General features: G+C 68.1%; 12 protein-coding genes. 5 read left to right on the plus strand and 7 right to left on the minus strand.

Annotated features, from left to right (window positions below):
* Positions 1 to 57: 57 nt before the first annotated feature.
* The 3 genes from SB771_RS11705 to rbsK form a co-directional block, all read right to left on the minus strand.
* Complete coding sequence (locus tag SB771_RS11705; protein ID WP_175662579.1) at positions 58 to 1005, minus strand: dihydrodipicolinate synthase family protein; 948 nt, start codon at positions 1003 to 1005, stop codon at positions 58 to 60.
* Between the two features lie 44 nt (positions 1006 to 1049).
* Positions 1050 to 2369: an MFS transporter gene (locus SB771_RS11710; RefSeq protein ID WP_175662580.1), complete on the minus strand. Its 1320-nt coding sequence runs from the start codon at positions 2367 to 2369 to the stop codon at positions 1050 to 1052.
* A 63-nt stretch (positions 2370 to 2432) separates the two neighbouring features.
* Positions 2433 to 3362 carry a ribokinase gene (gene rbsK / locus SB771_RS11715; protein WP_175662627.1) on the minus strand — a complete coding sequence of 310 codons (930 nt, stop codon included), beginning with the start codon at positions 3360 to 3362 and terminating at the stop codon, positions 2433 to 2435.
* A gap of 238 nt (positions 3363 to 3600) precedes the next feature.
* Here rbsK and SB771_RS11720 point away from each other — a divergent pair, with 238 nt between their 5' ends.
* On the plus strand, positions 3601 to 4677 hold the full coding sequence (locus SB771_RS11720; protein WP_175662581.1) for a LacI family DNA-binding transcriptional regulator: 1077 nt from the start codon (positions 3601 to 3603) through the stop codon (positions 4675 to 4677).
* Between the two features lie 69 nt (positions 4678 to 4746).
* On the opposite strand, the gene aroC is transcribed toward SB771_RS11720, so the two are convergent.
* From aroC to SB771_RS11735, 3 genes are all read right to left on the minus strand, one after another.
* Positions 4747 to 5847: a chorismate synthase gene (gene aroC, locus SB771_RS11725; protein ID WP_165751292.1), complete on the minus strand. Its 1101-nt coding sequence runs from the start codon at positions 5845 to 5847 to the stop codon at positions 4747 to 4749.
* A 197-nt stretch (positions 5848 to 6044) separates the two neighbouring features.
* Positions 6045 to 7979, minus strand: coding sequence for an MFS transporter (locus tag SB771_RS11730; RefSeq protein ID WP_105830863.1), 1935 nt, complete (start codon positions 7977 to 7979; stop codon positions 6045 to 6047).
* Between the two features lie 142 nt (positions 7980 to 8121).
* Entirely contained in the window at positions 8122 to 8577 is a 456-nt protein-coding gene (locus SB771_RS11735; protein WP_006755543.1) for a CBS domain-containing protein, read from the minus strand.
* Positions 8578 to 8734: 157 nt separating this feature from the next.
* On the opposite strand from SB771_RS11735, the gene SB771_RS11740 reads away from it, so the two are divergent.
* Positions 8735 to 9052 carry an Mpo1-like protein gene (locus tag SB771_RS11740; RefSeq protein ID WP_012363714.1) on the plus strand — a complete coding sequence of 106 codons (318 nt, stop codon included), beginning with the start codon at positions 8735 to 8737 and terminating at the stop codon, positions 9050 to 9052.
* A gap of 18 nt (positions 9053 to 9070) precedes the next feature.
* Here SB771_RS11740 and SB771_RS11745 read toward each other — a convergent pair whose 3' ends face one another.
* A complete protein-coding gene (locus SB771_RS11745) occupies positions 9071 to 10402 on the minus strand; it encodes a YihY family inner membrane protein (protein WP_175662582.1) in 1332 nt (443 codons plus the stop codon).
* Between the two features lie 144 nt (positions 10403 to 10546).
* Here SB771_RS11745 and wrbA point away from each other — a divergent pair, with 144 nt between their 5' ends.
* From wrbA to SB771_RS11760, 3 genes are read left to right on the plus strand one after another with little or no spacing between them, the layout of a single operon-like run.
* Complete coding sequence (wrbA, locus tag SB771_RS11750) at positions 10547 to 11167, plus strand: NAD(P)H:quinone oxidoreductase (protein WP_175662583.1); 621 nt, start codon at positions 10547 to 10549, stop codon at positions 11165 to 11167.
* Positions 11164 to 11553, plus strand: coding sequence for a DUF2069 domain-containing protein (locus tag SB771_RS11755; RefSeq protein ID WP_175662584.1), 390 nt, complete (start codon positions 11164 to 11166; stop codon positions 11551 to 11553). The genes wrbA and SB771_RS11755 overlap by 4 nt, the downstream gene beginning before the upstream one ends.
* Positions 11554 to 11573: 20 nt before the next feature.
* Entirely contained in the window at positions 11574 to 12995 is a 1422-nt protein-coding gene (locus SB771_RS11760) for an FAD-binding oxidoreductase (protein ID WP_175662628.1), read from the plus strand.
* Positions 12996 to 13016: the final 21 nt, after the last annotated feature.

The following is a 13016-nucleotide window of genomic DNA, read 5'->3' on the forward strand; positions in this document are numbered from 1 at the left end:
GCTGCCCTGCCCGCCCTCCGGCGTGCGACTCACGCACGGCACGCCGGAGCGGACCGGTCAGCGCGCCGCGATCCGCCGACGGAAGTGCTCGGTACCGGACACGATCTTGTCGAGCACCGCATCGAGCGCCCAGAAGCGCTCGCGCACGTCGTAGTCGATCGCGCGGCAGCGAATCGACGCGAACGTGCCGATCCGTTGGTGATAGATCTTCGCCAGCGCCGGGTAGCCCAGTGCTTCCGATACGGCCGAGACCACCAGGAACGTCGACAACTCGTCGGCGAGCGCCGGATCCGAGTCGCCCCGCGTGCGCAACCATCGATACAGATCCGGATGAAAGTTGGTAAACACGCCATTGAAGCCGGCGGAGCCCGCCTTCATCGCATCCCACGCGATCGCGGCGTTCGCATTCAGGATCTTCAGCGGCGATCCCGCAGCGAGCGCCACGCGCCGCTTCACCGTCTCCAGGTCGCAACTCACGTCCTTGAGCATCACGAAGCGGCCGGTGTCGATACACGCACGCAGTTCGTCATCGGACAGCAATCGGCGGTATGGCGCCGGACATTCATACAAGCCGAGCGGCAGATCCGACGGCAGGCGCGCAAGCAGCTTGTGAAGATGGTCGAGAAACGCGGCGCTGCCTTTGCGCTGCGGGTCGAGCCGATTGGTCACGAGCACGACGCCCTGCGCGCCCGATTCCGCGGCCGCGCGCAGCTCGGCGACCTGCGCATCGAGATCGTCGCTGATGTGTCCGGACGCGACGACGGGCACGCGCCCGGCCACGCGTTCGACCACGAAACGCGCGAGTTCCGCCCGTTCGGCCAGACTCAGGAATTGCATCTCGCTCGATTGTGCGACCGCGAACAGCGCATCCGCACCGTGCGCCAGATACCATTCGATGAGTCGCTCGAGCCCCGCGTAATCGATGGCGCCGGCGTCGTCGAACGGCGTCAGCATCACCGGTACGATCCCCTCGATGGTCGCGCTCGACTGCTGATGGTGTTGCATCTGTTTCTCCTTGCTTTCTTGAATGCGTGATGGAGGCGCGGCGCTCAGGCCGGCAGCGCGCCGGACGCGGTACTCGCGGCCTGCTCGGGAATCGGCTTGCGAACCAGCAGCAGGTAGGCCATCGCCCCGGCGAAGGCGATTGCCGCCGCCGTCAGCAGCGCGGGCACGAACGACCACTTCTGCGCGATCACACCCGTCAGGATAGGCGCGAGCGCCCCGCCGATGAAACCGCCGAAATTCTGGATCGCGCCGAGCGATGCGATGCGGCTCGGCGGTGCGGCCGCCGTCGCGAGCGCCCACGAACACGCCGATGCCGCATTGGCGAGAAAGATCACGACCGAAATGCACGCGAGCGCGACCGTGTTGCTCTGCACGAGCGCGGCCGGAATCGTGAATGCGACCATCCCGAGCATCGCGACGACCACCGCGTTGCGCCGGCTCACGACCGGCGAGCGGCTGCGGCGCGTGACCACATCCGACAGCCAGCCGGCGACCAGCGACCCGACGAATCCGCACAGGAACGGCACCGACGCCGCGAACCCGGTGCGAATGAGGCTCATGTGACGCTCCATCGTCAGGTACCCCGGCAGCCAGGTCAGGTAGACCCAGTTCAGATACACGGAACCGAAGAATCCGATCAGCATGCCCCAGGTCGTGCCGTGCGAGAACAGGCTGCGCCAGTCGGCGAAGGTCAGCTTCGGCATCGCGACGGCCGTCTGCGCATCGGCGTCGAGATACGCACGTTCGGCCACCGTCAGTTGCGCACGCGCCGGATCGCGGTACAGGGCGAACCAGATCACGGCGACGACGAGGCCGAGCGCCCCCGTCGCGATGAACGCCCAGCGCCAGTTGAACGACGCGACGAGCACCGCCAGCAGCAACGGCGCGAGCGCGGTGCCGAGCGGCGATGCCGCGTTGAAGATGCCGGTCGGCGTCCCGCGCGCACGCAGCGGAAACCAGTTGCTCACGACCCGCGCCGCCGACGGGAACTGCGGCGCCTCGCCGATGCCGAGCACGATACGCGCGACGATGAACCAGCCGAAGGTGGCGACGATGCCGCCCGACGCCTGCGCGAGCGACCAGACGATCAGCCCGACGCCCAGCAAGCGGCGCGGCCCGATGCGATCGACGAGTCCGCCGACCGGGAACTGGCATAACGCATAGCTCCACGAAAATGCCGACAGCAGCAAGCCCATTTCGGAGAGCGACAGACCCAGATCGTTCCGGATGGCCGAACTCGCGACGGCCAGCGTGCCGCGGTCGAGATAGTTGACGATCCCGCTCACCATCAGCAGCGCGAGCGCGATACGTTGTCCGCGCCGGATGCGTGGCGGCGCCGTTGGAACTGCATGATTCTCGTTCATTGCGTCTGTCTCCATTGTCCTGAATGGTTGGCCGGGCTGCTGCCCGTTCCGTCGTCGCGGAATCTATACGGCCGCACGCTCCACTTCTTCGCGTGTCGGAATCGAGGTTTGCGCGCCGTGGCGCGTCACGCTGATCGCGGCCGCGTGCTGGCCGAACGCAATGGCGTCATCCATCGACGCACCGCTCGCGCGGGCCGCCGCGAAGCCGCCGACGAAGGTGTCGCCGGCCGCCGTCGTATCGACGGCGACCACCGCCCTCGCCCGATGGCGGCCATGCCCTGCCGTCCCTCGCCAGCAGACGCCGCGCGCGCCGAGCGTGACCAGCACGTTGCCGACGCCCTTCGCGCACAGCGCATCGGCGGCGCGCACCGCCGACGCGTCGTCGCCGACGGCGATGCCGGTCAGCGACTCCGTTTCCGTTTCGTTGACGACGAGGTAGTCGATGCGGGCCAGCAATGCGTCGAACAGCGGCCGGGCGGGCGCCGGATTGAGCAGCACGGGCGTCCGGTGCGCGATGGCGCTGCCGATGGCGCGCGCGACGGTCTCGATCGGCACCTCGAGCTGGCACACCATCAGCGCCGCGCCGGCGATCACGTCGCGCGACGCATCGATCAGCGCGGCATCGACGCAGGCGTTCGCACCGGGCACCACGACGATGCTGTTCGCGCCGTGTGCGTCGACCGTGATCGTGGCGACGCCGGTTGCCTCGCCGTCGATCCGGCGCAGGTGCGTGACGTCGATACGCTCCGCCGCAAGCGCGTCGTGCAGGCGTGCGCCGAACGCGTCGTTGCCGACGCAGCCGATCATCGCGACCGACGCACCGAGGCGCGCGGCAGCCACCGCCTGGTTCGCCCCCTTGCCGCCGTGGACGGTCTGGAACGAGGTGCCGAGCAATGTTTCGCCCGGTACGGGCAGACGCGGCGCGCGCGTGACGAGATCGACGTTGACGCTGCCGACGACGGCGATCCGCGGTGGCTTTACAGGATTCATCATCGAATGTAACCGCTTACATTTGAGACAAACAAAAGGGCCGGAAAGGCCGACGTCGACGAAAACTTCGCAATGCACCAGGAATCTATGTCTGACATAATACGGATTCGCATCAAGATAGCGCTTACATTCTCACAGGCCGGATTGGAAATGCAAGCGAGACCACGATGAATCGAGGGTAAACGATGGCGCTTTTCAGAACGGGCGGCGTCCACGCGGCAGCCGCGGCCAAGGGGGCCCGATGAGTACGCCTCCTTCCGGCGGCGGCGCGGCGCGCGCACGCCGCGGCAGCGGCCGGTCGGTGCTCGGGGATGTCGCGAAACTCGCCGGCGTGTCGACCGCGACCGTTTCGCGGGTGTACAACGATCCCGGCAAGGTATCGGCCGACGTACAGCAGCGCGTGCGCGACGCCGCACGCGCGCTGAACTGGATTCCGAACGCCGCCGGCCGCGCACTCGCGTCCACGCGCACCCACATCACGGGCGCGATCATCCCGACGCTCGACGACCAGGTGTTCGCGTCGCAGGTAGCGGGAATGCAGGCGGTCATGGCCGAACACGGCATCACCCTCTTTCTCGGCTGCTCGAATTACGATCCGGCCCAAGCGCTGGCGCAGGTGCGCGCGATGCTGTCGCGCGGCGTGGAAGCCGTGTCGCTGGTCGGTGAAGCGTATCCGCCGGAAGTCTTCGAACTGCTGCACCAGCATCGCGTGCCGTATGTCGTGACCTACGCGTATCGCGACGACAGCCCGCACTGCTGCATCGGCTTCGACAACCGCGCGGCATTCGCGCGGCTGACCACGCATCTGCTCGACCTCGGCCATCGCGATTTCGCGATCATCATGCAGCCTTCGGCGGACAACGACCGCGTGCAGGCCCGCCTGCGCGGCATTCACGACACGCTTGCCGCGCGTGGCCTCGCGGTGCGCCCGGTCCACCAGCACGAAGGCGCGGCAACGATCGCGTTCGGGCGGGCGAGCCTGCGCGCGATTGCCGACAGCGGCGCGACGCGCCCGACGGCCGTGATCTGCGGCAACGACGCCCTCGCGCTCGGCGCGCTGCTGGAGGCGCAGGCATTGGGGCTCGACGTGCCGTCGCAATTGTCGATCACCGGATTCGACGACGTCGCGCTGGCGCGTGAAATCCGGCCGTCCCTGACGACGATGTGGGTCGACACCGCTGCGATCGGGCGCAAGGCCGCCCACGCGTTGCTCGACGCACTCGGGAACGGCGAAACCGGACCCGGTTACGCGGTGCTGCCGGAACTGCGGGTGCGTGAATCGGCCGCGCCGCCACCTCCGGCGCGGGCAGCTCAATGAAAACGGGGCGCTCAACGCGCCCCGTTTCGCATCGTATCGGTCGAGCCGGCGGATGCCGGCCCGCGCGGATCAGGTCGCGCTGCCGGCAATCTTCGGCGTCGACGTCTCGACGTCACCGCACTGCGCGCGATGGCGCAGCGCATGATCGATCAGCACCAGCGCGAGCATCGACTCGGCGATCGGCGTCGCTCGGATGCCGACGCACGGGTCGTGGCGGCCGAAGGTTTCGACCGTCGCCTCGTCGCCGGCCTTCGTGATCGAACGGCGCGGCGTGCGGATGCTCGACGTCGGCTTGATCGCGATCGACACGGTGATGTCCTGCCCGGTCGAAATCCCGCCGAGCACGCCGCCCGCATGGTTGCCGACGAAGCCGGCCGGCGTCAGTTCGTCGCCGTGCACCGAGCCGCGCTGCGCGACGCTGTCGAAGCCCGCGCCGATCTCGACGCCCTTCACCGCGTTGATGCTCATCATCGCCTTCGCGATGTCCGCGTCGAGACGGTCGAATACCGGCTCGCCCCAGCCGACCGGCACGCCCGACGCCACGACGTCGATGCGCGCGCCGATCGAGTCGCCGTCCTTGCGCAGCGCGTCCATGTAGGCTTCCAGTTCCGGAACGATCGCCGCGTTCGGCGAGAAGAACGGGTTCTCGCGCACATGCGACCAGTCGACGAACGGCACGTCGACCTCGCCGAGGCAGCTCATGTAGCCGCGCACCTCGACGCCGAAACGCTCGCGCAGCCACTTCTTCGCGACCGCGCCCGCGCCGACGATCGGCGCGGTCAGGCGTGCGGACGACCGGCCGCCGCCGCGGTAATCGCGGATGCCGTACTTCTGCCAGTAGGTGTAGTCGGCATGGCCGGGACGGAACGTCTCGACGATGTTGCCGTAGTCCTTGCTGCGCTGGTCGGTGTTGCGGATCAGCAGCGCGATCGGCGTGCCGGTCGTCACGCCTTCGAACACGCCCGACAGGATCTCGACCTCGTCGGCCTCCTGGCGCTGCGTCACGTGCCGCGACGTGCCGGGCTTGCGGCGGTCGAGCTCGAACTGGATGTCGGCTTCGGTCAGCCCCATTCCCGGCGGGCAGCCGTCGATCACGCAGCCGATCGCGGGACCGTGCGATTCGCCGAAGGTCGTGACAGTGAAAAGCGTGCCGAGGGTATTGCCGGACATGATGGAACCGCCCAAAGAGAAATGGACAAACCGATGCGCTGCCGGGGCCGCGGGCAGGCCGATCGTTTGCCGGTCGAGAAAAAGAGGTAAACCGCTATTATGCCAGCCGTCCCGGGCCGGCGGGCCGTGTGAACCGTTCAGACCATACGGGCCGGCCATCCATACGGCCCGGCACGCTGCCGCCGGGCCCGCCGCGCTTACTTGCGCGCGCCGCGCAGTTCGGTCACCGCGGCCTGCAGCGCCTCGGGTGTGGCGACCGACGCCGGCATCGGCTCGCCGACCGCGAGCGTCAGCCGGCTCATCACGCCGCGCTTGATCGGCCGCGGCATCCGCGCATCGGAATGGCGCGAGAAATAGCTGCCCCACAGCCCGCGCAGCGCCATCGGAATCACGGGCGCCGGCGTGCGCCCCAGGATTTCGGTGATGCCGCGGTGGAACGTGTTGATGTCGCCCGTCTTGGTCAGCTTGCCTTCGGGGAAGATGCACACGAGTTCGCCGTCCTTCAGCGCGGCCTCGCACGCGTCGTACGCACGCGCGAGCATGTCAGGATCTTCATGGCGCGGCGCGATCGGGATCGCCTTCGCATGCCGGAACACCCAGCTCGCAAAACGTGCCTTGAAGATCCGGTGATCCATCACGAACCGGATCGGCCGCGGGCTCGCGGCGGCCAGCACGAGCGCGTCGACGTAGCTCACGTGGTTGCACACGAGCACGGCCGCGCCCTCCGCCGGGATGCGCTCCGCATGCACGAGGCGAATCCGGTAGAACGTGTGCACCAGCACCCACGCGACGAAGCGCAGCAGGAACTCGGGAACGAGCAGGTAGATGTACGTCGCGACGACGACGTTCAACAGCGCGGTGACGAGGAACAGGCCCGGGATATCCACGCCAGCGTGGGTCAGCCCCATCGCCATCAGGGCCGACAGGATCATGAACAGCGCGTTCAGGATGTTGTTCGCGGCGATGATCCGCGCCCGGTGGGTGGGCGCGCTGCGGCTCTGGATCAGCGCATACAGCGGCACGCTGTAGAAACCGCCGAACATCGCGAGCAGGAACAGGTCGGCCAGGATGCGCCAGTGGCGCCCACCGGCCAGGAATTCCCCCACCGACAGCAGATGGCCGGGCGACGGCAGCGAGCGGCTCGCGAAATACAGCTCGATCGCGAACACGCTGATGCCGATCGAGCCGAGCGGCACGAGGCCGATCTCGACGCGCCGCTGCGACAGCCGCTCGCACAGCAGCGAGCCGAGGCCGATCCCGACCGAGAACGTCGCGAGCAGGACCGTGACGACGTCGGGGCTCGCGGACAGCACGTCCTTCGCGAAATTGAAGAACGACGTGAGGAACGTCGCGCCGACGAACCACAGCCACGAGATGCCGAGCAGGCTCAGGAACACGGTGCGGTTCTGCTTCGCGAGGCCGAGGTTGCGCCACGTTTCGCTGAACGGGTTCCAGTTGATCACGAGATCGGGCTGCGGCGCCGGCGTCGGCGGCACGCGTTGCGCGACGAGCCGCCCCGCCAGCGCGATGACGACCACGCTGACGGCCAGCACGCGCTCGCCGCTGCCTTCGATGCCCGCGGCCGCGCCGCCGATGATCGTGCCGATCAGGATCGCGATGAACGTGCCCATCTCGACGAGGCCGTTGCCGCCGACCAGCTCATGCTCGCCGAGATGCTGCGGCAGGTACGAATACTTGACGGGGCCGAACAGCGTCGAGTGCATCCCCATCATGAACGTGCACAGATACAGCAGCGTCGCGCTGTGCGTGACGAACCCGGCCGCGCCGACCAGCATCAGCACGATCTCGAAGGTCTTCACGAAACGCGTGAGCGTCGCCTTGTCGTATTTGTCGGCGATCTGGCCTGACGTGGCCGAGAACAGCACGAACGGCAAAATGAAGATCGCGGAAATCAGGAATGCGGCCGTCTTCGCATCGACGCCGGAGAAGCGCGCGGTGTGATAGGTGACGAGCGACGTGAAACCGATCTTGAACACGTTGTCGTTCAGCGCGCCCAGGAACTGGGTCGTGAAGAACGGTGCGAAACGGCGCTGGCGCAACAGGTCGAACTGCGACGCGTGGGCGCGCCGTTCGTCGCGCGACGCGGAAGAGACTTGCGTGTGATCGCTCATGCGGAATACGCGCGCATCGTCTGGGCGAAGCTGCGCGGGCCTCGTGTTGTTGTTGTTGAAAAAACGGCGGCGCAGGATGAACCTGCGCCGCCGGCCGTCGGATGGCAGCGCCCGCGCGACATGGCACCGGGCGCGGCGTGCATCACGATTTGTGCGCTTCGGCTTCCGATTCCGGCCAGTCGCGGATGTACGCCTTCAGCATCCGGTTCTCGAAGCTCTGCGCCTCGACGACCGTCTTCGCGACGTCGTAGAACGAGATGACGCCCATCAGCACCTTCTTGTCGAGCACCGGCATGTAGCGCGCATGGCGCTCGAGCATCATCCGGCGCACTTCGTTGACGTCGGTTTCCGGCGTGCAGGTGAGCGGCTCGTCCATCACCTTGCGCACCTGCACGTCGCCGATCGCACCGCCGTTCACGTGCAGGCGCAGGATGATCTCGCGGAACGTCAGCATGCCGACGAGATCGCCGTACTCCATCACGACGAGCGAACCGATATCGTGTTCGGCCATCGTATCGACCGCTTCGCGCAGCGGCTTATCGGGCGTCACCGTAAACAGCGTGTTGCCCTTCACTTTCAGAATATCGCTGACGCGCATCGTAGTCCCCTCATGCTTGAATGCAAATCGCTTTCGATCCTATCGGAAAGCCTGTCAAAAGGAAAGCGCGGGCCCGCGCGGCGCGGCTGCCGGCGCTTGCGGACGCGGGCCGCCCGCCGCACAATGGGTGCATGGACGGCGGCCCGAGGAGACGGCCATGGCGCATACGCATACGGAGCAATTCGCCAGCTTCGCTGATTTCTACCCGTACTACCTGAACGAACACCAGAACCTGACGTCGCGGCGGCTGCATTTCATCGGCTCGCTCGGCGTGATCGGCTGCGTCGCGATGGCGATCGCGACGGGCTACTGGCTGTGGCTGCCGGCAGCGGTCGTGTGCGGCTACGGATTCGCGTGGGTCGGGCACTTCTTCTTCGAGAAGAACCGCCCCGCCACGTTCCGGCACCCGATCTACAGCCTGATGGGCGACTGGGTGATGTTCAAGGACATCTGCACCGGCAAGATCGGGCTGTAACGCCCGCCCGGCACCGCGTCACGCCGTTTTCGGCGGCCGCGCGTGCGGGTCGGGCGCCGCGCCGGGCACCGGCCCGGGCACGCTTTCGTCCGGTTGCGCACCTGTGAGCCGGTGCGCGGCGATCAGCGATGCGAGCGATACGTCGAACCGGTCGTTCGACAGCACGTCGAGCAAGGCCGCGCCATCGACGTGGCTGCGGCGCCGCTGCAGCTGGTAGGTCAGCTCCGTCCGGTCGATCACCAGCACGTCGAACAGCTGCGCGAGCGTCAGGTGCGCCGGGTTCGCCAGCAGGATGTAGCGCGGCCCGACTTCACCGCCATCCAGCCGCGCGATCCATTCCCGCTCCTCCATCGTCAGCAGCAGCCGCTGCGCGGTTTCCATGTCGCAGCGCAACATGGTCGCGAGCCGCGTCGCCGTATAGCCGGCCTTGCCGACCTCGTGCGCCTCGGCCAGCCGCGCGAGCAGTTCGAGTGCGTCGAGCAGGTCGCTGCCCGGATAGTGGATGCGATGGAACTGGCCGACGCGGATCGCCGGCAACGCGGACGCGACCATCGCGCCGAGCAGCGCGATGAACCAGCTCAGGTACACCCACAGCAGGAACACCGGCAGCGCCGCGAACGCGCCGTATACAGCCGTATAGGTCGGAATGCGCCGCACGTAATAGCCGAAGCCGCGCTTCGCCAGCTCGAACGCGATGGCCGCGAACAGCCCGCCGATCACAGCGTCGCGCCACGCGACCGTGCAGTTCGGCAGGTATACGTACAGCAGCGTGAACGCGAGCACGGTCAGCGGCAGCGACACGAGCGCGAGCAGCCACTCGACGATCGACGTCGACGGCGCGGCGCCTGTGAACGCGAGCGACTGCGTAAACAGGTACGACGAAATCGACAGGCTCACGCCGAACAGCAGCGGGCCGAGCGTGATCAGCGCCCAGTACGCGAGCACGCGCTGCGCGAACGGCCGCGGCTTGCGCACGCGCCAGATCAGGTTGAACGCGGATTCGATCGTCATCATCGTCATCACCGACGTGACGACGAGCACGATCAGGCCGGCCGTCGTCAGCCCCTTGGCTTTCGCGGCGAACTGGTTCAGGTACTTGAAAATCTGGACGTTGAACTGCGCGGGCATCAGGTGGTCCGCGAGGAACCCCTGCAGCGAAATCTGGAACGACGAGAACATCGGGAACGCGGTGAACAGCGCGAACGCGACCGTCACGAGCGGCACGAGTGCCAGCATCGTCGTGAACGTGAGGCTGCCCGCCACTTGCGGGATGCGATCCTCGGCGCTGCGCCGGGCCGCGAATTGCGCGAGGCGCTTGATGGTGTCGAGATCGACGCTCAACTTCGGCAAACGGTTTCTCCTTCTTGATGCCGCGCGCCCGACGGCGCGCCGCCGCCGCGCTGCGCGACGACTTCAGCCCCTATAATAGCCGCTCGATCCAGCAGGGGCCGACTGCACCGGGCATCCGCGCGGCCGCACGCGGCCCCGTCGCCCATGAAAGACATTCTCGTCCTCTATTACAGCCGTCACGGCGCCACGCGCGATCTCGCGCTCGCGATCGCGAACGGCATCGACAGTGTGCCCGGCATGCAGGCGCGCATCCGCACCGTGCCGTCCGTCTCGACGGTCTGCGAAGCCACCGCCCCTGACATCCCCGCCGACGGCCCGCCGTACGCGGAGCTGCGCGATCTCGAGGAATGCGCGGGCCTCGCGCTCGGCTCGCCGACCCGCTTCGGCAACATGGCCGCCTCCCTCAAGTATTTCCTCGACGGCACGACCCCGCAATGGCTGTCGGGCGCGCTGACCGGCAAGCCGGCGAGCGTGTTCACGTCGACCGGCAGCCTGCACGGCGGCCAGGAATCGACGCTGCTGTCGATGATGTTGCCGCTGCTGCATCACGGGATGATGATCGTCGGGATCCCGTACACGGAAGCCGCGCTCAGCACGACGCGCACGGGCGGCACGCCTTACGGCGCGTCGCACGTGTCGCAGCACGATCGCAGCGCGGCCGCAGGGCTCTCCGCCGACGAAAAGGCGCTCGCGGCCGCGCTCGGCGTGCGGCTCGCCCGCGCGGCGGCCGCGCTGTCCGCCGCCCAGGCGACCGACGCCGCATGAACGCGCCCGGCCGCCCCGCCGCCGCCCGGCCGCACTACGCGCTGGCCGCCGCCGCGTGCCTCGCCGCGCTGATCGCGCTGTCGCTCGCCTGGGAGCTGTGGCTCGCGCCGCTGCGCCCGGGCGGCTCGGCGCTGATGCTCAAGGCGGTGCCGCTCGCGCTCGCGCTGCCCGGCGTCTGGCGGCGTAACATCTATACGATGCAGTGGGCGAGCATGCTGATCCTCGTCTATTTTGCCGAAGGCATCGTGCGCGGCATGTCCGACCGCGGGCTGTCCGCGACGCTCGGCTGGTGCGAGACCGCGCTCGCCGTCGGCTTCTTCGTGGCGGCGCTTGCCTACGTCGCGCCGTTCAAGCGCGCGGCGAAAAAGCAGCGCGCTGCGTCCTGACCCTTACGCGACCGACCGTGATGATTTCTTCCGAAGCCTTCGTTTCCGCCTGCCGCGACGCGATCGGCGCCGCCGGCGTGCTGACCGATCCGCATGACACCGAACCGTTCCTGACTGACTGGCGTCGCCGCTACAAGGGCAGCGCGTGCGCGGTGCTGAAACCGGCCGATACGGCGGAAGTCGCCGCGCTCGTCCGGCTCGCGAACGTGCACGGCGTCGCGCTCGTGCCGCAGGGCGGCAACACGGGCCTCGCCGGCGGCGCGACGCCCGACGCGAGCGGCGCCCAGGCCGTGCTGAGCCTCGCGCGCCTGAACCGCGTGCGCGCGCTCGATCCGCACAACAACACGATCACGGTCGAAGCCGGCGTGATCCTCGCCGACGTGCAGGCCCGCGCCCGCGAAGGCGGCCGCCTGTTCGCGCTGAGCCTCGCCGCCGAAGGCAGCTGCACGATCGGCGGCAACCTGTCGACCAACGCGGGCGGCACCGCGGTGCTGCGCTACGGCAACGCGCGCGAACTGTGCCTCGGGCTCGAGGTCGTGACGCCGCAGGGCGAGATCTGGGACGGCCTGCGCGGGCTGCGCAAGGACAACACCGGCTACGACCTGCGCGACCTGTTCATCGGCGCGGAGGGCACGCTCGGGATCATCACGGCCGCCGTGATGAAGCTGCATCCGCTGCCCGCCGCGCAAGTCACCGCGCTGGCCGCGCTCGAGTCGCCGCACGCGGCGCTCGACTTCCTCGCGCTCGCGCAGCGCGCGGCCGGCCCGCTGCTGACCGGCTTCGAGCTGATGTCGGACTTCTGCATGCAACTCGTCGGCAAGCACTATCCGCAGCTGCGCTACCCGTTCGACCGCCCGCATGCGCAGACGGTGCTGCTCGAGCTGTCGGACAACGAGAGCGAAGCGCATGCGCGCGCGCTGTTCGAGAAGCTGATGGAAGAGGCGTTCGAGGCCGGGCTCGTGGTCGACGCGGTGGTCGCGGAAAATCTCGCGCAATCGCGCGCATTCTGGGGCGTGCGCGAACACATTCCGCTCGCCCAGGCCGACGAGGGGCTCAACATCAAGCACGACATCGCGGTGCCGATCTCGTCGATCGCGCGCTTCATCGACGAAACCGACGCGGCGATCCAGCAGGCCGCGCCGGGCGCGCGGATGGTCACGTTCGGCCATCTCGGCGACGGCAACCTGCACTACAACGTGCAGACGCCCGAAGGCGGCGACCCGAAGGCGTTCCTCGCGGAATTCCAGAAGCCGATCAACCGGATCGTCTACGACAACGTGCATCGCCACCACGGCACGATCAGCGCGGAACACGGGATCGGCCAGTTGAAGATCGACGACGCGCAGCGCTACAAGTCGCCGGTCGAAACGGCGCTCATGCGCACGCTGAAGACGGCGCTCGACCCGCGCGGGCTGATGAATCCCGGCAAGGTCCTGCGCTGAAGCCACCTACCCCGGAGCGAT

This window comes from Burkholderia sp. SIMBA_051 (genome assembly GCF_046534915.1).
Taxonomy (GTDB): Bacteria; Pseudomonadota; Gammaproteobacteria; order Burkholderiales; family Burkholderiaceae; genus Burkholderia; species Burkholderia ambifaria.